This window comes from Streptomyces sp. NPDC026515 (assembly GCF_055567595.1).
Genome location: NZ_JBVHQD010000004.1, coordinates 486,119 through 510,461, shown reverse-complemented (window position 1 = coordinate 510,461; position 24,343 = coordinate 486,119). Strand labels below are relative to the sequence as shown.

22 protein-coding genes are annotated in these 24,343 nt (G+C 71.1%); 8 read left to right on the top strand and 14 right to left on the bottom strand.

The genetic code is table 11. The annotated features are described in order from the left end of the window. Nucleotides 1–68: 68 nt before the first annotated feature. A complete protein-coding gene (gene glgA, locus ACZ4O3_RS10775; RefSeq protein WP_362721858.1) occupies nucleotides 69–1,220 on the bottom strand; it encodes a glycogen synthase in 1,152 nt (383 codons plus the stop codon). A 38-nt stretch (nucleotides 1,221–1,258) separates the two neighbouring features. Beyond that, nucleotides 1,259–2,044, bottom strand: coding sequence for a (2Fe-2S)-binding protein (locus ACZ4O3_RS10770; protein WP_362721861.1), 786 nt, complete (start codon nucleotides 2,042–2,044; stop codon nucleotides 1,259–1,261). 213 nt (nucleotides 2,045–2,257) lie between these two features. On the opposite strand from ACZ4O3_RS10770, the gene ACZ4O3_RS10765 reads away from it, so the two are divergent. Next, nucleotides 2,258–3,625, top strand: coding sequence for a DMT family transporter (locus ACZ4O3_RS10765; RefSeq protein WP_467721906.1), 1,368 nt, complete (start codon nucleotides 2,258–2,260; stop codon nucleotides 3,623–3,625). On the opposite strand, the gene ACZ4O3_RS10760 is transcribed toward ACZ4O3_RS10765, so the two are convergent. Next, entirely contained in the window at nucleotides 3,615–4,784 is a 1,170-nt protein-coding gene (locus tag ACZ4O3_RS10760; protein ID WP_467721905.1) for a transglycosylase family protein, read from the bottom strand. The two genes, ACZ4O3_RS10765 and ACZ4O3_RS10760, sit on opposite strands and share 11 nt — an antisense overlap. A gap of 351 nt (nucleotides 4,785–5,135) precedes the next feature. Here ACZ4O3_RS10760 and gndA point away from each other — a divergent pair, with 351 nt between their 5' ends. Beyond that, nucleotides 5,136–6,575 carry an NADP-dependent phosphogluconate dehydrogenase gene (gene gndA / locus ACZ4O3_RS10755; RefSeq protein ID WP_467721904.1) on the top strand — a complete coding sequence of 480 codons (1,440 nt, stop codon included), beginning with the start codon at nucleotides 5,136–5,138 and terminating at the stop codon, nucleotides 6,573–6,575. Between the two features lie 455 nt (nucleotides 6,576–7,030). Here gndA and ACZ4O3_RS10750 read toward each other — a convergent pair whose 3' ends face one another. From ACZ4O3_RS10750 to panD, 3 genes are read right to left on the bottom strand one after another with little or no spacing between them, the layout of a single operon-like run. Beyond that, the gene (locus tag ACZ4O3_RS10750; protein ID WP_467721903.1) at nucleotides 7,031–7,663 is read right to left on the bottom strand and encodes an aspartate/glutamate racemase family protein; all 633 of its coding nucleotides are present in this window, start codon (nucleotides 7,661–7,663) and stop codon (nucleotides 7,031–7,033) included. A gap of 10 nt (nucleotides 7,664–7,673) precedes the next feature. Further along, a complete protein-coding gene (locus ACZ4O3_RS10745; protein ID WP_362722711.1) occupies nucleotides 7,674–8,018 on the bottom strand; it encodes a GNAT family N-acetyltransferase in 345 nt (114 codons plus the stop codon). A gap of 21 nt (nucleotides 8,019–8,039) precedes the next feature. Further along, nucleotides 8,040–8,459: an aspartate 1-decarboxylase gene (panD, locus tag ACZ4O3_RS10740; RefSeq protein ID WP_362722714.1), complete on the bottom strand. Its 420-nt coding sequence runs from the start codon at nucleotides 8,457–8,459 to the stop codon at nucleotides 8,040–8,042. Between the two features lie 582 nt (nucleotides 8,460–9,041). Here panD and ACZ4O3_RS10735 point away from each other — a divergent pair. After that, nucleotides 9,042–9,431 (top strand): hypothetical protein, encoded by a 390-nt coding sequence (locus ACZ4O3_RS10735; protein WP_362722717.1) that lies wholly within the window; start codon nucleotides 9,042–9,044, stop codon nucleotides 9,429–9,431. 282 nt (nucleotides 9,432–9,713) lie between these two features. Here the strand turns inward: ACZ4O3_RS10735 and ACZ4O3_RS10730 are convergent, their stop codons facing one another. Then, nucleotides 9,714–11,171, bottom strand: a complete 1,458-nt coding sequence (locus tag ACZ4O3_RS10730) for an extracellular catalytic domain type 1 short-chain-length polyhydroxyalkanoate depolymerase (protein WP_467721902.1) — start codon at nucleotides 11,169–11,171, stop codon at nucleotides 9,714–9,716. A 439-nt stretch (nucleotides 11,172–11,610) separates the two neighbouring features. On the opposite strand from ACZ4O3_RS10730, the gene ACZ4O3_RS10725 reads away from it, so the two are divergent. Then, nucleotides 11,611–12,438 carry a 3-hydroxybutyrate dehydrogenase gene (locus ACZ4O3_RS10725; RefSeq protein WP_362722723.1) on the top strand — a complete coding sequence of 276 codons (828 nt, stop codon included), beginning with the start codon at nucleotides 11,611–11,613 and terminating at the stop codon, nucleotides 12,436–12,438. Between the two features lie 188 nt (nucleotides 12,439–12,626). Here the strand turns inward: ACZ4O3_RS10725 and ACZ4O3_RS10720 are convergent, their stop codons facing one another. Further along, nucleotides 12,627–13,313, bottom strand: coding sequence for a transposase (locus tag ACZ4O3_RS10720; RefSeq protein ID WP_467721920.1), 687 nt, complete (start codon nucleotides 13,311–13,313; stop codon nucleotides 12,627–12,629). A gap of 36 nt (nucleotides 13,314–13,349) precedes the next feature. On the opposite strand from ACZ4O3_RS10720, the gene ACZ4O3_RS10715 reads away from it, so the two are divergent. Then, complete coding sequence (locus tag ACZ4O3_RS10715; RefSeq protein WP_467721901.1) at nucleotides 13,350–15,035, top strand: ribonuclease J; 1,686 nt, start codon at nucleotides 13,350–13,352, stop codon at nucleotides 15,033–15,035. A gap of 86 nt (nucleotides 15,036–15,121) precedes the next feature. Continuing rightward, a complete protein-coding gene (locus tag ACZ4O3_RS10710) occupies nucleotides 15,122–15,319 on the top strand; it encodes a hypothetical protein (RefSeq protein ID WP_467721900.1) in 198 nt (65 codons plus the stop codon). A gap of 214 nt (nucleotides 15,320–15,533) precedes the next feature. Here the strand turns inward: ACZ4O3_RS10710 and ACZ4O3_RS10705 are convergent, their stop codons facing one another. The 6 genes from ACZ4O3_RS10705 to ACZ4O3_RS10680 form a co-directional block, all read right to left on the bottom strand. Beyond that, nucleotides 15,534–15,737, bottom strand: coding sequence for a cold-shock protein (locus tag ACZ4O3_RS10705; RefSeq protein ID WP_030052720.1), 204 nt, complete (start codon nucleotides 15,735–15,737; stop codon nucleotides 15,534–15,536). Between the two features lie 237 nt (nucleotides 15,738–15,974). Next, nucleotides 15,975–16,313, bottom strand: a complete 339-nt coding sequence (locus tag ACZ4O3_RS10700; protein ID WP_467721899.1) for a MerR family transcriptional regulator — start codon at nucleotides 16,311–16,313, stop codon at nucleotides 15,975–15,977. Between the two features lie 1,067 nt (nucleotides 16,314–17,380). Then, a complete protein-coding gene (locus ACZ4O3_RS10695; protein ID WP_362723800.1) occupies nucleotides 17,381–17,689 on the bottom strand; it encodes an SCO5918 family protein in 309 nt (102 codons plus the stop codon). A gap of 50 nt (nucleotides 17,690–17,739) precedes the next feature. Continuing rightward, nucleotides 17,740–18,144 (bottom strand): CBS domain-containing protein, encoded by a 405-nt coding sequence (locus ACZ4O3_RS10690; RefSeq protein WP_467721898.1) that lies wholly within the window; start codon nucleotides 18,142–18,144, stop codon nucleotides 17,740–17,742. Between the two features lie 46 nt (nucleotides 18,145–18,190). Beyond that, nucleotides 18,191–19,678, bottom strand: coding sequence for a DEAD/DEAH box helicase (locus tag ACZ4O3_RS10685; RefSeq protein ID WP_467721897.1), 1,488 nt, complete (start codon nucleotides 19,676–19,678; stop codon nucleotides 18,191–18,193). Between the two features lie 339 nt (nucleotides 19,679–20,017). Then, complete coding sequence (locus tag ACZ4O3_RS10680) at nucleotides 20,018–20,221, bottom strand: cold-shock protein (protein WP_362723809.1); 204 nt, start codon at nucleotides 20,219–20,221, stop codon at nucleotides 20,018–20,020. A 605-nt stretch (nucleotides 20,222–20,826) separates the two neighbouring features. Here ACZ4O3_RS10680 and ACZ4O3_RS10675 point away from each other — a divergent pair. Next, entirely contained in the window at nucleotides 20,827–22,209 is a 1,383-nt protein-coding gene (locus ACZ4O3_RS10675) for an MFS transporter (RefSeq protein WP_467721896.1), read from the top strand. A gap of 126 nt (nucleotides 22,210–22,335) precedes the next feature. Then, entirely contained in the window at nucleotides 22,336–24,285 is a 1,950-nt protein-coding gene (locus ACZ4O3_RS10670) for a helix-turn-helix domain-containing protein (RefSeq protein WP_467721895.1), read from the top strand. The last annotated feature ends 58 nt before the right edge of the window (nucleotides 24,286–24,343 follow it).

Here is a 24,343-nt window from a genome sequence, read left to right as displayed (position 1 = left end):
CCATGCCTGCCCTCGAAGCACTCCCGCTAAGCCTGTACCCGGATCACGTCGAACAAGCGGCCTGCCAGTTACGACTGCTTGAGGATCTCCCCGTAGAGCCCGGCCGTGCGCCGGGCCACCGCGTCCCAGCCGAACTCCCCCACGGCGCGCTCCCGTCCGGCCTCGCCCATCCGCCGCGCCGTCTCCCGGTCGCCGACGACGGCGTCCAGCGCCCGGGCCAGGCCCGCCTCGAAGTCGTCGTCGAGATCGACCAGCAGCCCCGTCTTGCCGTCCTCGACGACCTCCGGGATGCCACCGACCCGGGACGCCACCACGGGCGTACCGCAGGCCATCGCCTCCAGGTTGACGATGCCCAGCGGTTCGTACACCGAGGGGCAGGCGAACACGGCTGCGTGGGTGAGGAGTTGGATGACGTCCGCGCGCGGCAGCATCTGCGGGATCCAGTGCACGCCCTCGCGGACCCGGCGCAGCTCCTCGAACAGCTCCCGGAACTCCCTGTCGATCTCCGGGGTGTCGGGCGCTCCGGCGCACAGCACCACCTGCACGCCGGGGTCGATGTCCCGGACGGCGCGCAGCAGATGCGGGACGCCCTTCTGGCGGGTGATGCGGCCGACGAACAGCACGTAGGGCCGCTCCGCGTCGATGCCGGTCCTGGCGAGGACGTCGGTGCCGCGGTCCGGCTGGTAGAGGGCGGTGTCGATGCCGTTGTGCACGACGTGCACCTTCGCCGGGTCCAGGGCGGGATAGCAGCCGAGGATGTCCGCGCGCATGGCCCCGGAGACCGCGATCACCGCGTCGGCGGCCTCGATCGCGCTGCGTTCGGCCCAGCTCGACAGGGCGTACCCGCCGCCGAGTTGCTCGGCCTTCCAGGGGCGCAGCGGCTCCAGGGAGTGCGCGGTCACCACGTGCGGGACGCCGTACAGCAGCTTGGCCACATGACCGGCGAGGTTGGCGTACCAGGTGTGGGAGTGCACGAGTTCGCGGCCCTCCAGGCCGGCGGCCATGGCGAGGTCCACGGAGAAGGTACGCAGCGCGTCATTGGCGGTGTCCAGCGCGGACCAGGGACGGTGCCGGACGACACCCACCCCGCGGCCCTCGCCCCAGCAGTGCACCTCCAGGTCGACCAGAGGCCTCAGTTCCCTGGCGAGGAACTCGACATGGACACCCGCGCCGCCGTAGACGTCCGGAGGGTACTCCCGGGTCAGCAGTCCCACTCGCACCCGCAACCCCCTGATCTCCACGGCCGGTTGTTCCATGGTCACCCAGATGCGGCGCGCGGGGAAGAGCACGGTGGTTGTGTGAAACAACAGTCACCGCAGACCCCGCCGCCCGGTACCCGGTAGTAGAGACAGCAGCTCCGCCGCCGGAAGGCCGGGCCCGTACGGATGCCGGTGGGGCGGAGCAGGGGGTGCCCGAAGAGCGCGTCGACGGCGGCACGGGTACGCCCCGCGGCCTCGGGGCGGCCGTCGGCACGGGCCCACCGCTCCAGCTCACCGGCGGCGCCGGCCAGCGCGGAGGCCGCGTTGCCCCACAGCAGGCCGGCGGCGATGTTGTAGCGGGCCCGCACCGCCTCGGCCAGGGGTTCGAGATGGCCGTGTACGACGGCGTCCGCGAGCGCGTCCGGTCCGGCATCCCCGGGCAGCGGGCGGACCTCGGTGAGCCGGAGGTCGTCCGGGGCGCCCGCCCCGGCGTCCCAGCGGAGCAGCCCGGGGTCCAGGTCGGGGAGGCGGCCGTAGCGGGCGGCGCAGCCGAGGGCGACGGACCAGAGCCGGGCGGCCAGCCCCTGATGGGCGATGGAGGCGGCGACCCGGAGGTCCGGAGCACGGAGACGGCCGGAGACCACCCCGACACGGAAAGTCAGGACATTCTCGTAAACATCCGATGTTATTTTCTCGTAAGCTTTTGCGAGGCTCGGCAGTTCGTTGATCCGCATCGCCTCCGGGCCTCCGGCCGCCGATCGGAGTGTCCGCAGGACGAAGAAGCCGCCGAGCGGGCGGAGCGCGGCGAGATCGGGGTCCAGGTCCACGAAGAGCAGTAGTACCAGGCTTCTCAGGATCCGCGCGCCGCCGGTCTCCACCCGCCGATGCCCACCCTGGGGATGATCGGAGACCTCCCCTACTCCATCGGTAGTACGAGTCATTGGGTGCTCAGGTACGACGACGGGAAGCGATCGGACCGGCACAGTGTTGCTCATGGAAGCCGACCGTTCACCGTGCGGGACCGCCCAGCGGATCCGCCTGACGCAGAGGAGCCCTGCATGAGTTCCCTCGCGTTGTCCGTGCTGCTGTCCTTCGTGTCCGCCGTCGCCTACGCCGGCGGAGCGATCGTGCAGGAGCAGGTCGCGGTCACCTCCCCCGACGAGCGGTACGCGCCGCTGCGCCGCCCGAGCTGGTGGGGGGCGATGGCACTGAACGGCCTCGGCGGCCTGCTGCATGTCGTCGCGCTGGCCTACGGCCCACTCAGCCTGGTCCAGCCGCTGGGCGCGCTCACCATCGTGTTCGCGCTGCCCATGGCGGCCCTGTTCGTCGGCCGCAGGGCCGGGTCGACCGCCTGGCGGGGGGCCGTCATGGCCACCGTGGGTCTGGCCGGCCTGCTCTCGCTGGTGGGCTCGTCCGACTCCCACACCCTGGACTCCGCCGGCCGGACCGGGGTCGCGCTGGTCACCGGCGCGGCGATCGTCGGGCTGATGGCCGCGGGACGGGCCGCGCACCGGCACCCGGCGGTGCGCAGCGTGCTGCTCGCCGTCGCGTCCGGCATAGCCTTCGGCATGTCCTCCGTCTTCACCAAGGTCGTGGCGATCGACTGGGACGGCGGGATCGCCGTGACCGACCTGCTCTGGCTGGCCGCGATCGCCGTCTACGCCGTCGCCGGCGTCACGATCTCCCAGGCCGCGTACCGCGGCGGTGGTCTCGCCGCGCCGCTTGCCACACTGACGGTGGTCAACCCGGTGCTGGCCGCGGCGGTCGGCATCACGATGTTCGACGAGACGTTCCGCTACGGCACGACCGGCACCCTGCTGGCGCTGGCCTGCGGTGTGGTGGCGGTGGGCGGCCTGATCCTGCTGACGACCGAACGCATCGAGAGCACGCCGCACCCCGCGGGCACCGCACCGCGGCCCGAGACCTCACCCGACCCGCTGATCGAGGCCCTCGTCGAACTGGCGGAGGCAGGCCTGGCCCAATCCGACCTGCCAAAGGATCCGCAGGAGCGCGACCTGACGCCGGCCGCCGTGACCAGGACGGGTCCGGCAGGGGATGGTCTCGCGGATGCGGGACTGACGGGCGCGGCACTGGCGGACGCGGCACTGGCGGTCGGCGGTGCGGCGGAGGCCGAACTGACGGATCTGACGGATCTGACGGAAATGGCGGACCTGACCGGTCCGGCGGAAGCCGGGCCGGTGCGGGCAGGTCCCGCGAAGGCCGGGCCGGCCGAGGCGAGTCCGGCGCACACCGGGCCGGCCGGTGCGGGGCTCGCCGCGGGCGGTGCGGTGGAGAGGGAGCCGGTGGACGCCGGGAGGACGGGGCCGGGGCTGGTCGAGATGCCCCAGCAGCGCACCACGTCCGTGGCCGACGTCGTTCTCCCGGCTCCCGTACTCAACCGTCACCGGCTGCGCGTCAAAACCTGACGCCGCCGGCCCGGAGATAGGCGACCGGGTCGATGTCCGTGCCGAAACCGGGCCCCGTCCGCACCTCGAAGTGCAGATGCGGGCCCGTGGCGTTCCCGGTGGACCCCGAGCGGCCGATGCGCTGCCCCGTGGACACGTGCTGCCCGGCCCGCACGGAGATGGCCGAAAGGTGGCCGTACTGCGTGTAGCGGCCGTCGGCGTGCCGGATGACCACCTGGTAGCCGTACGAACCGCCCCACCCGGCCGTGACGACCTCCCCGGTCTCGACCGCCCGCACGGAGCTGCCGGTGGGCGCCAGGAAGTCGACGCCGGTGTGGTAACCCTTCGACCAGTGCGAGCCGGACGCGTGGTAAGGCGTGCCGATCGCGGCGTCGACGGGCGCGACGAGGGAGTGGCCGCTGTGCGTGGAGGCCTTCTCGGTCCCGCCCGCCGGCTTGGACCTGGGCTTGGTCCTGGGCTTGGTGCCGGCCGTCGACTTCTTGGCCGCCGGCCCGGTCTTCGCGGCCCCGGCCGCCTGGCCGGTCAGGGTCAGCCGCTGGCCCGGCAGGATCAGGTCGGGATCGGCGCCGACCGTCGCGCGGTTGGCGGCGTAGAGCCGGTGCCAGCCGCCGGTGACGTCCTGCTCCTCGGCGATCCCGGACAGCGTGTCGCCGTGCACCACCGTGTACATCTCGGCCTTGCCGGCCCGGGACTGCGGTGTGGTCTGCGGCTTTACGTCCCGTACCGAACTCTTCGCCGGGCGGGTGGCGGCGCTCTCGGTGTGCACCTCGGGTGTGGCGCCGCCGCGCGTGAGCCCGGCCCGGACCGAGCAGACGGGCCACGCGCCCGGCCCCTGCCCGCCCAGGGCCTTCTCGGCCACGGCTATCTGCTGGTCCTTGGTGGCGAGGTCGGCACGCGGCGCGTACCGGGTGCCGCCGTAGGCCTCCCAGGTCGACTGGGTGAACTGGAGTCCGCCGTAGTAGCCGTTGCCGGTGTTGATGGCCCAGTCGCCGCTGGACTCGCAGGCGGCCACCTTGTCCCAGGTGGACACGGACGCCGCGTCGGCGCTCCCGGCCGCGGCCAGCGGCAGCGCCAGCCCGGCGCCGCCCGCCGTGACGGTGAGCGATGCGCGGTTGATCCTGTTCGGCTGGTACCGGCGGTGCCGCCCGCGTTCGGCCATGTCTGAATGCCCCCTCGCCACGCGCGTCAGGAAGGCCAAAAGTAAGCGCCGCGAACAGGCCATGACAAGACAGCAATCAGCCGCCTCCCGCACCTGGCGAAACGGCTGTCCCGCCGTGAAGCCGCGCGGGCCGAGGTCGACTTGACCGGCCGTCAGCCGGGGTCCCGCGCGACTCGTCGGCGAAGCGGCCCGCGAGGCTACTGAGGCGTCGGCGGCTGTGGTCCGTATCTGCAAGTGCGGCCGGTCGAACGGCGAGTCAGGATGGCCTTTGGGCAATACTGGCGGGCAGAGCGGCGGCAGCATCCCTTGCACGTTCTACGGGATCGACTTGATCTTTGAGGAGCAGGCGGTATGAGCACTTCGGCGCAGATCGGCGTCACGGGTCTCGCGGTCATGGGCCGCAACCTCGCCCGGAACTTCGCGCGCAACGGCTACACGGTGGCGTTGCACAACCGCACGGTGTCAAAGACACGCGAGCTGGTGGAGAACTTCGGGGACGAGGGCGACTTCATCGCGGCCGAGACCGCCAAGGAGTTCGTGGAGGCCCTGGAGCGGCCCCGCCGGCTGGTCATCATGGTCAAGGCCGGCGGCCCGACGGACGCGGTGATCGAGGAGTTCGCACCGCTCCTGGAGCCCGGCGACATGATCATCGACGGTGGCAACGCGCACTTCGCGGACACCCGGCGCCGGGAGAAGGCGCTGCGCGAGCAGGGCATCCACTTCGTGGGCATGGGCGTGTCCGGCGGCGAGGAGGGCGCGCTGCACGGGCCGAGCATCATGCCGGGCGGCCCGAAGGAGTCGTACGAGTCGCTGGGCCCGATGCTGGAGAAGATCTCGGCGAAGGCGGCCGACGGCGCGCCGTGTGTGACGCACATCGGTCCCGACGGCGCCGGGCACTTCGTGAAGATGGTCCACAACGGCATCGAGTACGCCGACATGCAGCTGATCGGTGAGGCGTACCAGCTGCTGCGGGACGTCGCCGGGTACTCCCCCGCGCAGATCGCCGAAGTCTTCCGGACCTGGAACACGGGCCGGCTCGACTCGTACCTGATCGAGATCACGGCGGAAGTGCTGGCGCACGTGGACGCGTCGACCGGCAAGCCGTTCGTGGACGTGGTGGTGGACCAGGCCGAGCAGAAGGGCACCGGCCGCTGGACCGTCCAGATCGCGCTCGACCTGGGCGTGCCGGTGTCGGGGATCGCCGAGGCGGTCTTCGCACGCTCGCTGTCCGGCCACGCCGACCTGCGGGCGGCCTCCCGGGACCTGGCCGGTCCGAAGCCGAAGGCGCTGTCCGAGGCGGAGGCGGCGGCGTTCGCGGACCGGGTGGAGCAGGCGCTGTACGCGTCGAAGATCGTGTCGTACACGCAGGGCTTCCACGAGATCCAGGCGGGCAGCGACGAGTACGACTGGAACGTCGACCTCGGTGCCGTGTCCTCGATCTGGCGGGGTGGCTGCATCATCCGGGCGGCGTTCCTGGACCGGATCCGGGCGGCCTACGACGCGCGGGCGGACCTGCCGAGCCTGCTGTCCGACGAGACGTTCGCGCGGGAGATCGCCGGGGCGCAGGACGACTGGCGTGAGGTGGTCGTCGCGGCGACGCGCGAGGGCGTCGCCGTGCCCGGTTTCTCGGCGGCACTGGCGTACTACGACGCGCTGCGGGCGGAGCGGTTGCCCGCGGCGCTCACGCAGGGGCAGCGGGACTTCTTCGGGGCGCACACCTACCGGCGGGTGGACCGGGAGGGCGCGTTCCACACGCTGTGGGGCGGGGACCGTAGCGAGGTCGACGCGTAGGGGGAAGTCGCCGTTGGCCGTGGGTGCGGGTGGGCTGCGGGATTGCGCAGTTCCCCGCGCCCCCTGCGGCGTGGCGGCTGGGCTCGGTGTTCGGGTTGCCGGTCGGTTCGCGGATCCGCGCCGTTCCCCGCGCCCCTTATGAGGTTCGCGGATCCGCGCCGTTCCCCGCGCCCCTTATGAGGAGTCAGGTGAGGGGTGGGCCCGGTTCCGGGACGGGGGTGGGGTCCGGGTTCGGGGGGACGGGGGTCGGGGTGGGGGACGGCGGCGGTGGCGTGGGCACGGGGCCCGGGGCCGGCGGTGGTTCCGGGGTGGGGACCGGGCTGGGATAGGGGTCCGGAGGGCTGGGGTCAGGGGGTACCGGGGCGGGCTGTGGGTTCGTCATGGCGTCCTCCGGCCAGTGGCTCGACTTCACCTCTGGGGTGTACTTCCCACCTACCCGGACGGGGCTCCCGCACTCACCCCGCCGCCCGCGCCGCCGCCGCGAGGCCGGGGCGCGGGCTGGAGAGAACCGGCACGGCGGTCGTCGTCAGCCGCTGGGCCGGGGTCATCGACGCCTGGGCCAGGACGATCACGTCGGCGTCGGTCACGGCGTCCGCGGCCGCCGCCACCAGACGGGCGCATCCCTCGATGTCCCCCGCCTCGAAGCGGGTCCAGGCCTCCGTCACGACCTGGGCGCGGGCAGCGACCGGGCGGTCCGCGCGGCGGCCCTCGTCCTCGATCAGGGCCAGGGTGGGGGCCAGGGTGCTCTCGACCGTGGCCAGGACGGCGACACGCGGTCCGGATGTCACCGCCGCGGCCGCCATCGGGCGGTCGCCCCGGACCACCGGGACACCGACCCTGTCCGCGGCCCGTTCCGCCACCTCGCCGATCGTCGAGCAGGTGCAGAGCACGGCCCGTACGCCGTCCGTCGCCGCCTGCTCCAGGGCCGTCGCGACCGCGGGTGCCACCGCCTCGGGCCCCTCCCGGCGGGCCCGGGCGAGGAGTTTTGGTGCCACGTGGTGTCGTAGCTCCAGGCCCGGGTGGTCCTCGTCGCGCAGGGCGTCGAAGACGGGGATGTGGAGGGGGGACGTGTGGAGCAGGGCGAGCACGCGCTGTACCTCAGAACCGGCCGGGGTGGGCGACCAGCCACTCCTTTGCCGCACGCAGCAGCTCGGGATCGGCCGCCGGAGCCACCTCGGGGTGACGTTCGGCCCACCTGACGACGTACGGGCAGAGCGGGGCCACCGGGGTGTCCTCGCGCTCGGCGATCGCGTACAGCTCGCGGGCGAGGGAGCCAGCGATGCCCTTCCCCTCGTGCTCCGGTTCCACGATGGTGTGGACCGGCACCAGGGCCCGGGAGGGCGACTCCAGCACGAAGTACTCGACGTGGCCGACGACTTCGTCGCCGGCGACCGCCTCCAGACGGCCCGCCGCCCGGTCGTCGCGGATCTCGATGTCGCTCATGTCGCCCTCCTGGTCCGCCGGTCAGGCCGACACGGCCTGCGGGCTGCGCTCCTGGTCCGATCCGGGTACCGGCTCGGACGGGTCGGCGCCGAGCGCCACGACGCGGTTGTCGTGGTCCACGTGCACGACCCGCGGCCGAAGCGTACGCGCCTCGGCGTCGGTGACCTGAGCGTAGCTGATGATGATCACCAGGTCGCCGGGGTGGACGAGGTGCGCGGCCGCTCCGTTGATCCCGACGACGCCGGAACCCCGCTCGCCCTCGATGACGTACGTCTCCAGCCGGGCGCCGTTGCTGATGTCGACGATGTGGACCAGCTCACCGGGGAGCAGGTCGGCGGCGTCGAGGAGGTCGGCGTCGATGGTCACCGATCCCACGTAGTGCAGGTCGGCCTGGGTGACGGTGGCTCGATGGATCTTGGACTTGAACATGGTGCGCAGCACTATGGACTCCCAGAAGACGGCTCCCCGCCAGCTTTCTGCAGGTCAGGGGCATCGCCACTGTACACCGGCACTCCTGTCACCCGAAGATTTCGAGGAACATCGATCTCGTTCGGGCAGGAGGGTTCCTCGCCTGCTCCGACGCTCGGGCCAGGCTGTCGCACCCTCGCCCGGCCAAGCACCTGCCGCGGAATGTGCGAGGACTCGGGCCGGCCGGATGCCGGCCTGCCCGACGATGCGCCAGGAACGCACTTCGTCCGGTACGGAGCCGTCCTTCGCACCGACCCGGACGGCGTTCACGCACCCGGCAGCCCGGGGCCTCATCCGGTCCCAGGGCATCAGGCGGTCGAAGGGGACCTGCGAGCGGCTGACGCCAAGCCACCGCCGGTGACGGTGGCCGGGATCCGGTTGACGCCTCGCATCAGACCGACCGCCTTGCGCAGCCGCATGTCGTAACCGGGCTGCCGGAGCAGGCAGGGGAACAGGCGGCGCGGGTGTGCAGGGGCGTGCCGGGATGCTCCTTCACTGACACCCTCGTTCTCGTCGCCGCAGGCAGCCCTTGGACCGCACCACCAGGAGGAACCCGTGTCATACCCGCAACCGCTCACCCCCGAGGAGAAGCTCGCCGACGCGAAGCAGCTGTTGAACCTCCCGCGTATCGTCGTGATCTGCGGCTCCACCCGCTTCATGACCGAGATGAACGAGGCCGATCTGCGGGAGACCACAGCCGGAAGGATTGTCGTCAGCCCGGGCTGTGACATGAAGTCGCCGCACGGACTCTGGTCCGATCCCGTCGAGGCCGAGGCGCTGAAGGTCCGGCTCGACGATCTGCACCGGGCGAAGATCCGGCTCGCTGACGAGGTGCTCGTAGTCGGCGACTACATCGGAGACAGCACCCGAGCCGAAATCGGCTACGCCCGGTCGCTGGGCAAGCCCGTGCGGTTCACGCACCCCGAAGCCGACCCTGACTCCTGACCGGCTCGCAGGCTCTTCGGCCGCCGCCGACCCCACATCCTCCGCAGGCATCCCCTGGCATTGATCATCCGGGCCGGACTCGGCGGAAGCGTCCGCCCGCCGGCCTCTTCGGCCGGCCCGCTAGGCAGCTCGGCGGACCGATACCCAGAGGTCTGCACCCGGTGACCGCCTCCGCGGGTATCGCGGCCGCCGTCACCTGGGAGGGGCCTGCGCACCGACCCGGCTGACAGCCTGCGCCTGCCGTTCCCCGCGCCGCGGACGCAGGCGTGGTCCGCCAGCGGTTCAGCAGCCGGAGTCGGCGATGACGAAGTAGCCCGGAGAGGTCTCCTTGAGCGTGTGGGTGACCGCGACGTTGTACAGGCCCATGTTCTGCGCGGAGCCGTTGGCGTAGGTGTAGCCACCCGACTGATGGGCACGACCGGCCTGAACCTGCTGGTAGTTGTTGGCGGTGTAGCACGCCGGTGCGGAGCCGGTCGTGGTCGCCGTGACCGCCCCGGAGGACGCGCCGACGGCTCCCGAGGAATCGACCGCCGCTACGGTGTAGCTGTAGAAGGTGCCGGCTGACAGGCCGCTGTCCGTGTACGTGGTGCCCGTCGCGGAGCCCACCTTCGAGCCGCCCCGGTAGACGTTGTACGTGGTGGCGCCGCTCACGGCGTTCCACGACAGCGAGGCGCCGGTACTGGTGGTGCCGGTGACCGTGAGGCCGGAAGGGGCCGGCAGGGAACCGGTGCCGCCGCCGCCGTCCAGGCCCCAGAACTTCGCGGTGTGGTAGCTGGAGCAGATGTAGTTGAGGTAGTACGTCCCCGTGCTGCCGCACTGGTCGGCTCCCGAACCGGGGTTCACCGCCAGGCCGTGCGCCATGCCGGAGACGGAGAACAGGGCGACCGCGGCCTTGCCGGTGGTGTCGTCGTAAATGCTCTCGGTGGTGCCGCCGGTGAGGCTCCGGGTGCTGGAGGCCGTCTGGCCGATGCCCCAGACGTCGGTCCACTGGTCGCGCAGCTCGGTGCCGTTGACGGGGGCGACGGTGGTGTCGGAGGAACCCTGCCAGATGGCCACCCGCGGCCACGGGCCCGCGTACCCCGGGTAGGAGTTGCGGACCTTGTCGCCCCACTGCTTCGGGGTGAGGTTCTGACCGCTGTACTGGCAGCCGGAGGCGGCGGTCTGTGTGGTGGCGCACTGCGCGGGAAGACCCGAGTCGACGGCTCCCCCGGCGAACACGTCCGGGTAGTCGGCGAGCAGGTCTGCGGTCATGCCGCCGCCGGCGGACAGCCCGGAGACGAAGACGCGGCCGCGGTCCGAACCGTACTGCGCCACGGCGGTGTCGACCATCTGCTTGATCGAGGCCGCCTCGCCCTTGCCCCGCGTGTCCTTGGCCGAGTCGAACCAGCTGAAGCAGGACAAGCTGTTGTTGGCCGAGCCGGTCTGCGGGTACACCACGGCGAAGCCCCACTGGTCGGCGAACTTCTGCCAGCCGGAGTGCGCGTGGTAGTCGCTCGCCGACTGGGTGCACCCGTGCAGGGCGACCACCAGCGGTGCGCCGGCGGCCAGCCCGGACGGTGCGTACTCGTACATCGCCAGGTTGCCGGGGTTCGAGCCGAAGTTGGTGACCTGCTGGAGGGTGCCGGCCGCCGCGGCGCTCGACGCGACGGGGGCGACGACGCCCAGGCCCGTCGCGAGGGCGCCCAGTGCGGCGGCCAGTGCGGTCCGCCGGAACAGTCCACGCCAGGTGGAGTGAAGCATGATGCGACTCCGATGAGTGGTGGGGAGGGGGGATCGTGGGCCCGGCGCGCCGCCCTGCGGTCCCACCCCGCCCGGGCAACGCCCCGCACCCATCGCTTCGGACCGTCACCGCGGCACCCGTCCGCGGCCCGCCCGCTGTCGAACCGACCTGCTGGAGACGGACCGTACGACCGGCGGTCCCGGCCGCGACATGTGAGGGGCACCCAGGACCGCGCTGCCCGGCGTGGCTCGCGCACCCATGGTGCCGGCGATGGCGCTGTGACATGCGACGAGTCGCGCGGGCCGGCCCAACGGCACATATCAGGTGGTGCGGGCCGGCTGCGGCCGCCGGAACCCCGGCCGACCGGCTTGGGATGGCGGCGGTCCCCATCCCATGGTTCGCAGGTATGTCGACAGCGCACATGTCTCATTGCTCTGTTGCTCCCTACCGTGTTCGGCCATGGACAGCACCAAGAGCTCCGACGAGAGCTCACCCCAGCATCCCGGGCCCGGTGACACCGCCGCGCGCGGTCCGGCGTCGACCGGATTCCTGACCGGCCGCAAGGTTCTGGTCACCGGCGCCGCGAGCGGGATCGGCCGGGCCTGCGCGGAAGGCTTCGCCGCGGCCGGTGCCGAGGTGTACGTGGTGGACCGGGCCGGTGAGACCGCCAAGGAGGTGGCCGAGTCGATCGGCGGCACCGCTGTCGTGGCCGACCTCTCCGAGGCAGAGGCCGTCGACGCGCTCCCGGACGACGCCGACATCGTGGTCAACAACGCCGGTCTGCAGCATGTCGCCCCGCTGCACGAGTTCCCCCCCGCGCGCTTCGCGCTGATCCAGCGGGTCATGGTGGAAGCGCCGTTTCGCATCCTGCGCCGCACCCTGCCCCACATGTACGCGAACGGTTGGGGCAGGGTCGTCAACATCTCGTCCGTGCACGGACTCCGGGCCAGCGCCTACAAGTCCGCGTACGTCACGGCGAAGCACGCGCTGGAGGGCCTGAGCAAGGTCGTCGCCCTGGAGGGCGCCCCGTACGGTGTGACCAGCAACTGCGTCAACCCGGGCTACGTCCGCACACCGTTGGTCGAGGAGCAGATCGCCGACCAGGCACTCGCCCACGGCATCCCGGCCGCGGACGTGGTGGACCAGGTGTTCCTGGACCGCACCGCGATCAAACGTCTGATCGAGCCCGCCGAGGTCGCCGCGGCGGCCCTGTGGCTGTGCACCGAGGACAGCGGCTACATCACCGGCAGCTCGATACCTCTCGACGGCGGCTGGACCGCTCGCTGAAGGCCCGTCACACCGGCTCTCGGACGGGGCCGTCGACGTTCCCCACCACGGCGGCGGTCCGCACCGCGGCCACGCGGCCGCTGTCCCGCACCACCAGCCCCGGCCCCTTCCTTCCGTCCCCGACGCCGACCGGTCTCGGCGGTTCCGCTCCCCTTCGAATCCGCAACGGTGACCACCGTGCCCAGCGCTCACGACGCCGTGACCGACCCAGGCAGCTCCACACGACCAGCAGGTCTGCGCAAGCTCACCGGAGCGGCCGGGCAGCAGTGGCAGAAGGCGAGTTCTCCGCTGTCACGGTTGCGGCGAACGAGGAGACGGCGGTGACCGGGCTGGTCGTCGGCGACGCCGGCCAGGACCCGGTCGTAAGCGATCCCCTTCTGCCTCCCGGCGTCGGCGGAGGGCTTCCGCAAGGCCCCTTCCGGCAACCGCTCGGCCGGTGCATCGGCCCGCGCCCTGCCCGCCAGGGTGGCGATCCGGTGATCGCGGGCGACCGCGAGGACGTAGCCGACCTGGGATATTCCAGCGCTCGGCAGCTGCGGATCGCCTTGGCAGACCCCGTCCGCTGCCACCCGGGCTGCACGAATCCCGGTGTCCGGGGTCCGGTCGATCATGCGGAGGGCGAGCGCGGGCTTCGTGGCGAAGCCGACCTCCTCAGGAATCCCGGCCGACCGGCGGCGGCCCGCGCCCGTGATCCACGAGCGCGGGACATACCGTTCCCGGTCGATCGCCGCGTGCCCGCGCCGATGCGCGCGGCAGTGCCGGTGCGCCGTCCCGGACCGCCTCGGCGTCCCACGGCGCCCCGAGGGCAGACGGAGCACGACGGACCGCGATCGACATGACGTTCCACCTCGATACTCCGGCGGCCGGGAGCGCATGCGCGGGTCGCGTGCCTCTCCCGGTACCGTCAAGGCATGAGTCATCCGCACCCCGAACTGAAAGCCGCCCCGCCTCTGCCCGAAGGGGGGCTGCGGGTCATCGCCCTGGGCGGCCTGGGTGAGATCGGCCGCAACATGACCGTCTTCGAACACGCCGGCAAACTGCTCATCGTCGACTGCGGTGTGCTGTTCCCCGAGGAGACCCAGCCCGGCGTGGACGTGATCCTGCCGGACTTCACCTCGATCCGGGACCGGCTGGACGACGTCGTGGCCATGGTCCTCACCCATGGCCACGAGGACCACATCGGCGGCGTGCCGTACCTGCTCCGTGAGCGGTCCGACATTCCCGTCGTCGGTTCCAAGCTGACGCTGGCGTTCCTGGAGGCCAAGCTCAAGGAACACGGGATCCGGCCGCGCACGACGCGGGTGCGGGAGGGCGACCGGCGCGGCTTCGGGCCCTTCGACTGCGAGTTCGTTGCGGTCAACCACTCCATCCCCGACAGCCTCGCGGTCGCGATCCGCACCCGGGCCGGGATGGTGCTGCACACCGGTGACTTCAAGATGGACCAGTTCCCTCTCGACGACCGCATCACCGATCTGCGCGCCTTCGCCCGCCTCGGCGAGGAGGGCGTGGACCTTTTCCTCACCGACTCCACCAACGCCGAAGTACCCGGCTTCACCACCTCCGAGCGTGAGCTGAACCCGGCGATCGAGCAGGTGATGCGCACCGCGCCGCGCCGGGTCATCGTCTCCAGCTTCGCCAGCCATGTGCACCGCATCCAGCAGGTCCTGGACGCCGCCCACCAGCACGGCCGCAAGGTCGCCTTCGTCGGCCGGTCGATGGTCCGCAACATGGGCATCGCTCGTGACCTGGGATATCTGAAGGTCCCGTCCGGTCTGGTCGTGAGCACGAAGGAACTGGAGAAGCTCCCGGACCACAAGATCACCCTGGTGTGCACCGGCTCCCAGGGTGAACCGATGGCCGCGCTGTCACGGATGGCCAACCGGGACCACGTGATCCGCATCGACGAGGGCGACACCGTCCTGCTCGCCAGCTCCCTCATCCCAGGCAACGAGAACGCCATCTACCGGGTGATCAACGGACTCACCCGTTGGGGCGCCCACGTGGTCCACAAGGGCAACGCCAAGGTGCACGTCTCCGGGCACGCCAGCGCCGGCGAACTCGTCTATTGCTACAACATCGTCAAGCCCCGCAACGTCATGCCCGTGCACGGCGAATGGCGCCACCTGCGGGCCAACGGCGACCTCGCCATCCGTACGGGTGTCAGCCCCGACCGGGTCGTCATCGCCGAGGACGGCGTCGTCGTCGACCTGGTCGACGGACGCGCGTCCATCACCGGCAAGGTCCCCGCCGGCAACGTCTACGTGGACGGCATGGAAGTCGGCGGCGCAACCGAAGCGTCCCTCAAGGACCGGCTCACCCTCGCCGCCGAAGGCGTGGTCACGGTAGTGGCGATCGTCGACGCGGACACCGGCGCCCTCGCCGAGGCCCCCGACTTCCTGGCCCGGGGGTTCGTCCACGACGACACCACCTTCGAGCCGGTCATCCCGGTCATCGAGAAGACCCTGGCCACCGCGGCCGCGGAAGGCGTCGGGGACGCGCGCCAACTCGAACAGCTCATCGCCCGCGCCGTGGCGAACTGGGCGTTCCGCACCCACCGTCGCAAGCCCCTCGTCATCCCCGTCATCATCGACGCCTGAGCCACGCCGGGCACGGAAGTGCGTCGCCACCCCGGCAGGCCGGTGTGGCGACGCACTTCGGAGAACGGGGACGGCCGAGGGAGGCCATGACGGTGGCGGGGACGCTGGCGCCGACGGAGCCCGTCGAGTCACTCGACGTGGTCGCGGGCATGCGCAAGAAGCAGCTCGGGGCCGCGTCGGTGTCGTTCTTCATCACCGACTTCACCGGCGACCCGGTCGGTTCGGGCCCGCGGCGCCGGACGCGGAGGTCGTGCGGGATATCGGCGAGACCGCGCACGCCCTGACGTCGGCTCCTCCGAGCCGCACGGTCGCGGCGCAGGACACGCGGCTCCCGTGTCCGACGTCGCCCGCGGCGACTGAGGTCGGGAGGTTCCGGGCCGAAGTCGCATCGGCCCGGGCCTCCACAGATCAGGCGACTTCGTCCAGGTGGGCGACAGGACCCGCACCGGCGGAGGCCACGGACGCGACGTGCGCGCTCCCCCGGGCGGGTCTGCGAGGTCAGGCCAGGTTGATGTTCTCGGCCTGCGGACCCTTCTGGCCCTGGGTGACGTCGAACGTCACGGCCTGGCCCTCCTGGAGCTCACGAAAGCCAGTGGAGTTGATCGCCGAGTAGTGCGCGAAGACATCCGGGCCGCCGCCGTCCTGGGCGATGAAGCCGAAGCCCTTCTCCGCGTTGAACCACTTCACAGTTCCCGTAGCCATGGTCATGCCTTCCAGTCGATGAACGCCTGCCACTCCGTGTGGCAGGCGGAGGTGATCGCCCTGGTTCCTGCGGCACAGCACAGCAAAACGCCCACACCAAAGGCGTGGGCAAGAGGGAATTCCGAACCACGACAGCTGACGCAGACGTTACACGCCCACACGCCGCGTCACCAGAGGAAGTGATCACGCCGCACACGAGACCGTGCGTGCCCGCCGACGCCGACGGGCACGCTCATCTCATGCCCCTGCCGACGGGTTCGCTGATTCGGCGGCACGGCGATATTCGGCGTTGAGGCGCTGGGCCTCATCCAGTTGGTCTTCGAGGATGACGATGCGGCAGGCGGCCTCGATGGGGGTCCCCTGGTCGACGAGCTCCCGGGCGCGGGCCGCAATGCGCAGCTGGTAGCGGGAGTAGCGGCGGTGGCCGCCCGCGGAGCGCAGCGGGGTGATGAGGCGGGCTTCGCCGATGGCGCGGAGGAAACCCTGTGTGGTGCCGAGCATCTCGGCGGCCCGGCCCATGGTGTAGGCGGGGTAGTCGTCGTCATCGAGACGGCCGAACGTGTCGTCTGCTGTCATCGCACCTCTCTGTGGAACGCGTCGAGGGGCCCTGGCGCCGTACTGGCACCAGGGCCCCGAAGGAACTACTACACCATCTGCCGGCCCTGATACTGAACCGGCCCTGTGTTTCCGCAGACCCCACCGACATGCTGTCGGAGGCGCGGGGATCGCGATTGCCTGACCGGAGACCACCTCACTATCGATGTCCTGCGGTACCCGGGCCACGACTTCCGCCCGGGCGATCCTGATGGCGCTCGGCTCCTCCGTTCTTCCCTCTTGATCAACTAGTCACTCACGGGTACGGCCGCTGCGAACTGCAACTGCGTGTACTGCTGCCCGGCAGTTCATCTCTGCCGCACCCGCTCGATCTCGGCTACGAGAGAAACTATACCCACACCGCCGCCCAATACCTACTTCATCTGGCATAGATTTCCGCGCGCCCGAAGATGACGTAATCCGTGCCGACCTGTCTGCTGGACCGGTCCACGGACGGTTCAAGAGCTCCGAGCCCAGTGAGGCGCTCGCAGTGACCCATCGCCGCGCCGCACGTCGGGGGGGCGTGACGTCGCCGAAAGCGCCGCGGCTGCCGCCGGCGGGCACCGGCCGACACCGCGTCTCGTGAGGAACTCCACCGGTCGACGCTCCTGCTTCCACCTCAGCGCCTTGACGAGGATCTGCTTCCTCGTCCCGAGGCCACTCGCCACTCTCGCCATGGCCCCTGACGAAGCGGACAGCGTGGTCCTGGTCGTGTCCGCGTCACCGCTCAAGTCGAGCAGCCGGATGGCCCGCGAACACAGTCCGCTTCATCGCCGGCCGCCCGGCTCCCGAAGCGCTGCGGAGGCAGAGGGTGTCGGAGGTGCTGACGGATTTCGCCCGCCCGGGGAGTTCGCCGCCGTCTTCGACGCCCCCCGGGGGGGGAAGGAGGACGGCGATCGAGGACGTCAGCGCCTGGTCCATGGGCGGCCTCAGCCATTCCGGTCACGGAGCGACGGCGACAGGAACCGGCCGCACGCAGTGTGGGCCCGACCGGCGTACCGGTAGGGCCCACAGCGCTGTTCAGGTGTCGGTTCGTGCTGTTTCCCGGGTCAGACGGAAGCTGGGGCGCCGAGCATCGAGGAGGCGTGCTGCATCGGGCTGAGAGCGCCCAGGGGCACGGCCTTGGGGACGGCGCGGCAGGTGAAGCCGAGCTGAGTCATGGCGCGCAGGACCTCGGGGACGCTGAAGTCACGGCGGTCCTGGCGCGTGACGACCTGGCCGACCTGCTTGACGGGATAGTGACGACGGCCAATGATCACGAAATCGCCGGTGACCGGTTCGGGCTTGATGCCCTTCATCGATTCCAGCACGCCCCCCTTGGTGAGCTCGAAGGGGAAGCGGGCGATGACGCAGCGCATGGGGCCTCACAGGGGAGAAGGGGAGAACGGTCCGACCGGGGTGTGGTGGCTCAGCGGGAGAGAGCGAGGACGTCCAGGGCGCCGCCCTGCGCGTCGGCCACCGGCAGGAGACCTGGCCCACGGGTGCGCGGCGCGCCCTCGGCTTCGGCCATGGCGGTCACGGGTGAGGTGAACGAGCCGTGGTCGCCGAGGATGTCGCGCAGGCGGAGGCGGTCCGTGTAGGCGGAGCTGTCGCGGACGGTGGTGAGGTCCGTCCGGGTGACCAGGCCGGTGCGCTGGTCGTCCTGGTCACAGACGACCAGTCGGCTCGTGCGGGCTGCGGCCATGACGGACAGCGCGACCTCGATGCTCATGTCGTCACAGACCTGCGGTCCGGCCTCGTCCACGACCTCCTCCGCCGTCCTGTGCACGGGGCCGGCGCTCGCCGGGCGGGGCTGCATCTGAACCAGCGTCAAAAGGTGCCTCCTGCAGAGATGGGTCAGCTTTTTGATCACGAAGGTCCTAGGCCGCCGCGCCGGAGACGGACTTGCGTACGGGGGCGCGCCGGCGTCCCGAAGCGGGGCGTCGCCGGCCTCGGGAGGTGGCGCTGCGCTTGGGGCGTTCGGGCACCGGTGCGGTGATGACGACCGGGATGCCGGAGGGTGCCTGAGCGCCGGTGATCCGGCGCAGGGCTTCGTCGCCCGAGTGGATCTGGGTGGTCTGCGGCCGGATCCCGGCGTCCGCCATGAGGCGCACCATACTGCGGCGCTGGTTCGGTGTGACGAGGGTGACGACACTGCCGGACTCGCCGGCGCGGGCGGTACGGCCGCCGCGGTGGAGGTAGTCCTTGTGGTCGGTCGGCGGGTCGACGTTGACGACGAGGTCGAGGTTGTCGACGTGGATGCCGCGCGCCGCGACGTTGGTCGCCACCAGCACGCTGACGTGCCCCGTCTTGAACTGCGCCAGCGTGCGGGTGCGCTGCGGCTGCGACTTGCCGCCGTGCAGCGCGGCGGCGCGCACTCCGCTGTTGAGGAGGTCCTGGGTCAGCCGGTCGACGGCATGCTTGGTGTCCAGGAACATGATCACCCGGCCGTCGCGAGCGGCGATCTCGGTCGTGGCGGCGTGCTTGTCAGCGCCGTGGACGTGCAGGACGTGGTGCTCCATCGTCGTGACCGCACCGGCCGAGGGGTCGACCGAATGCACGACGGGGTCGGTCAGATAACGGCGCACCAGCAGGTCGACATTGCGGTCCAAGGTGGCGGAGAACAGCATCCGTTGCCCCTCCGGGCGCACCTGGTCGAGCAGCGCGGTGACCTGCGGCATGAATCCCATGTCGGCCATCTGGTCGGCCTCGTCCAGCACCGTGACGCTCACCTGGTTCAGGCTGCACTCGCCACGGTCGATGAGGTCCTTGAGCCGGCCAGGGGTCGCCACGACGATCTCGGCCCCGCCACGCAGCGCGACCGCCTGCCTGCCGATGGACATGCCACCCACCACCGTGGCCAGCCGCAGCCTGACGGAGCGGGCATACGGAGTGAGCGCGTCGGTCACCTGCTGCGCCAGTTCACGCGTCGGTACGAGGATCAGCCCCAGCGGCTGGCGGGGCTCAGCACGCCGTCCGGCCGAACGGGCGAGCAGGGCGAGGCCGAAGGCGAGAGTCTTGCCGGAACCGGTGCGCCCGCGGCCCAGGACGTCACGGCCCGCCAGGGAGTTCGGCAGCGTGGCGCCCTGGATCGGGAACGGCACGGTCACGCCCTGCCTGCCGAGTTCGGCCAGCAACTGCTCGGGCATGCCGAGATCGGCAAAACCCTCAACGGCAGGAAGCGCGGGGGTGATCGTCCTGGGCAGCGCGAACTCTCCCTGCACCGGGGCGGGCCGACGGCCGCCGGAACGGGCAGGCCCCTGGGAACGGCGTGGTGCCGGCGAGCCGAAGCGACTGCCGCGCTTCGGCGCGTCGGCACCGCCCTGACGGGTGCGGGCGGAGCGGTCGTTCGTACGTGTGCGGTTCATGCGGAACCTTCCTCGATGGCACATATCAAGGAATTCCCGCAGCGATGAGCGACATGGAGAATTACAAGTATGGACCGGTGGCAATGAAAGCAATCTGGCCGGCGGAAATCTCCGGGGCGCACGTGCTGAAATGAGTGGCGCGGTGGGGGCGTAAGATCCGGGCGTCGACTGCGGTGCAGCTCTTCAGGATGCGCCCGCAGCTCTGCAGGAGGAGCCGCGCGTGGTGGGACTGCGGATTCCTCCGAGTCGCTCCGCGGGGGAAATCACCGCGAAAGATGCGTGTAGCTGGGCCCCGCGCCCCGAAGGACGCGGGCCCCAGCTACGGATGATGCGTGGGCGTCAGGCGGAAACGATGTTCTCGGCAGTGGGGCCCTTCTGGCCCTGCGCGATGTCGAAGTTCACCTTCTGGCCTTCGAGCAGCTCGCGGAAGCCCTGCGCCGCGATGTTCGAGTAGTGGGCGAACACGTCGGGGCCGCCCCCGTCCTGCTCGATGAAGCCGAAGCCCTTTTCCGCGTTGAACCACTTCACAGTACCGGTAGCCATGTCATATCTCCTTTGGGGCAATGCATCGGAATCCGCACTGCGCGAACGCCGCGTCGCCGCGATGATTACCCCGCCCGGAAATGACCGGAAATACAGAAGCACACTCCCGACCGGCAGAAGCCTGGTGGGGGCACTTGAAATTTTGGGAACCACAACTGCAACCGAGATCGACAGTAGCACGCCGGAACGGCCCGTGTACGTTGGATAATTGCGCTCTGCTCTTGGCGGCAAAAACTCCCACCGCGCGGTCCGTCAAAATCTGATCTCCCGGGCACAGACATTGGTTCACCCGAGGCGCAACGTTTCAGGAAGCGTCGCCAACTGCACCAGGGCCCCGAAGAGCGGACGACGTACGGGCTTTTCGCACCGCACCTGCACGGGAGTCAACACCGGACCGTCGCAACCACCCGGCACCACGCGTCCCGGACGGCACCCGTTCCGGCCACCGTCGATCCCCGGAACCGGCTTTCCATGAGCCGGCATGGTGGCCGCACGCATAACCAACCCCCGAACTGTGTTGCCCCGCCACATGTGCGCCTGACCTGTGGATTCCTACGGTGTGGCGACACGCAAACGTCCCCGTCACACCCCAGGAAGTGGTGCCGATGTCGTCGCCCGCAACCGCTCCACCGGCCCCGAACAACCTCAGGCGCATCGTCGCCGCCAGCCTGATCGGCACCACGATCGAGTGGTACGACTACTTCCTGTACGGCTCGGCCGCGGCCCTCGTGTTCGGCCGCGTGTTCTTCCCCGAGTCGGACCCGCTGACCGGGACACTGCTGTCCTTCCTCACCTACGCCATCGGCTTCGCCGCCCGGCCGATCGGCGCCGTGGTCTTCGGTCACTTCGGCGACCGCCTCGGACGCAAGAAGCTCCTGGTGATCAGCCTGCTGATGATGGGGCTCTCCACCGCCCTGATCGGCTGCGTCCCCGGCTACGACACGATCGGCGTCGCGGCGCCCCTGCTGCTGACCACCCTGCGTCTGATCCAGGGTTTCGCCCTGGGCGGCGAGTGGGGCGGCGCCGTCCTGCTGGTCTCCGAGCACGGTGAGGCCGGCAGGCGCGGGTTCTGGGCCTCGTGGCCGCAGGCCGGCGCTCCGGCCGGCAACCTGGTCGCCGTCGGAGTGCTCTCCCTGATGACCGGCGTGCTCAGCGACGACGCGTTCAACACCTGGGGCTGGCGGGTGCCGTTCCTGCTCTCGGCCGTCCTGGTCATGATCGGTCTGTGGATCCGGCTGTCCGTCGACGAGTCGCCCCTGTTCAAGGAGGCGCTGGCCAAGGCCGAACGGCGCAAGGCGGAGGAGCGGGCCGAGCAGCCGCCGTTCGTCGCCGTCCTGCGCCACCACTGGCGGGACGTCCTGGTCGCGATGGGGGCGCGGATGGCGGAGAACATCTCCTACTACGTGATCACCGCGTTCGTCCTCACCTACTGCGTGGAACACCTCAAGATCGACAAGCAGACGTCGCTGAACGCCGTGCTCATCGGCTCGGCCGTGCAGTTCTGTCTGATCCCGCTGTTCGGCGCGCTCTCGGACCGGGTCGGCCGGAAGCCCGTGTACCTGGTGGGCGCGGTCGGCGTGGGCCTGTGGTCGTGGGCCTTCTTCGCCCTGCTGGACACCAGGTCGTTCCCCTCGCTGGTGCTGGCCGTCACGGTCGGGCTGATCTTCCACAGCGCCATGTACGCGCCCCAGGCGGCGTTCTTCTCGGAGCTGTTCGCCACGCGGATGCGCTACACCGGCGCGTCCATAGGGGCCCAGCTCTCCTCGGTGGCGGCCGGCGCGCCGGCTCCACTGATCGCAACCGCGCTGCTGAGCTCGTACGACGACTCCACGCCGATCTCGGTGTACATCGGTCTGGCGGCGCTGATCACCGTGGTGGCCGTCGTCGCCTCCCGCGAGACCCGCGGCCGAGACCTCGCGGCCATCGAGCCGGACGGCTCCGTGGCGGCCGAACCCGTCCGGGAACAGCGGTCGGCCACATCCGCCTGACGGCGCGGGCCGCTCACCGAGGGTCGGTGTCCTCCCGGTCCGGGGGGACACCGGCCCTCATCGGCCGTACGCTCCAGGCCATGTCCCGACACCACCGTCCACCGACTTCGCAACGGTAGCCCGCCCATGCCGCACTCGCCCGTCTCCGTCACCTGTCATCTGCGGCGGCTGCTGGAGCTCCTCGCCGCGGGCGCCCCCGCCGAAGAGCTCGGCACCGTCGCAGCCGATGCGCGCCGCGACGGTGCCACCGCCGAGGACCTCGCGGAGGTCGAGAAAGCCACCGAGGCCGCGCTGCGTGTGCAGAGCACGCTCAGACAACACAGGCGCCGGGAAGCCGAGTTGACGGCGCTCTTCGACACCGCGGGCGATCTGGCCGCCCTGCGCGACCTCGACGCCGTACTGCGGTCCATCGTCCGGCGGGCCCGCCTGCTCCTGGGTACCGACACGGCCTACCTCACCCTGCCCGACGAGGACGCCGGGGACACGTTCATGCGGGTCACCGACGGCTCGGTGTCCGGACTGTTCCAGAACCTGCGCCTGCAACTGGGCGAGGGCCTCGGCGGTCTGGTCGCGCAGACCGCACGTCCCTACGCCACCCCGGACTACCGCACCGACGACCGCTTCGTGCACACCGGCAGTATCGACGCCGGGGTCCTGGACGAGGGACTGGTCGCGATCCTCGGCGTACCGCTGCTGCTGGGATCGGGAAGCGGTGGCCAGGTCATCGGGGCCCTCTTCGCGGCCGACCGCACGCCCCGCACCTTCGCGCCGGACGAGGTGGCCCTGCTGTGCTCACTGGCCGACCACGCGGCCATCGCGATCGACACCGCGAAGGCCATGGCCGACGCGCGGACCGCGCTGGCCGAACTCGCCGAGGCCAACGCCGTGATCGGGGAGCATTCCGCCGCCATCCAGCGTGCCGAGGAGTCCCATGACCGGCTCACCGATCTCGTGCTGCGGGGTGGCGACGTGTCCGATGTCGCCACCGCCGTGGCCGGCCTGCTGAAGGGGGACGTCGCGGTCCACGACGGGTCCGGGTGGCCGCTCACCGCGGTGGGCGAGCAAGGCGGCGCGTTCGCCGAGGGGTCCGCAGAGGCAGGTCACGCGGAGGCGGCGGCGCTGGTCGCGTCGGCGAAGAGCTCCCGCGCCGCCGCCCGCGCGGTGTTCCGTGACGGGCGCTGGGTCTGCGCGATGCTCGCGGGGCAGGAACTGCTGGGCTGTCTGGTCCTGTACGGGCGACCGGACCTCGACGGCCCCGACCAGCGCCTGTTCGAGCGGAGCAGCGTCGTGACCTCACTGCTCCTCCTGCTGCGGCGGTCGGTCGCCGAGACGGAGAACCGGGTCCGCGGCGATCTGATCACCGATCTGCTCACCGCGCCCGATCGCGATCCGGCCGGCCTCGTGGCCCGCGGCCGTCGCCTCGGCTTCGACCTCGACCGGCCACACGTCCTGCTCGTCGCCCGGACCGTCGACGAGGCACGGGGCCGACTCGCCGACGCGGCCGTGCGGTACCTCTTCGGGAGCGGCGGCGTCAGCGCGGAGCACGAGGCCGCCGTGGTCCTGCTGCTTCCCGGTGAAGGCAAGGCGCCGGGGGAGGCGGCCCGGCTCGCCGCCGGGCAGCTCGGCCAACTGATCGGCGCGCCGGTCACCGTGGCCGGCACAGGCCCGGCAGCGGGGCCACGGGCTGTCGCCGACGCGCACGCCGAAGGCGTGCGCTGTCTGCGAGCCCTGCACATACTCGATCGCACCGGGCAGGGAGCGGGCGTCACCGAACTCGGCTTCCTCGGCGTGCTGCTCGGCGACAACCACGACGTGGACGGCTTCGTCACCGCGGCCCTGGGCCCGCTGCTGGAGTACGACAGCCAACGCGGTACCCAACTGGTGCGTACGCTGCGCGCCTATTTCGACTGCGGCGGAAGCCTCACCCGGGCGAAGGAGGAACTGCACGTGCACGTGAACACGGTGGTACAGCGCCTCGACCGCGTCCAGGCGCTGCTCGGCGCCGGGTGGAACTCCCCCGAGCAGGCCCTGGAACTCCAGCTCGCCCTGCGCCTGCATCTGCTGTCGGGTACCTGACGCGCGAGCGGGTGCGCACGGGCACGGCCCGGCGCACGACCGCGGCGTGCTCCGCCGC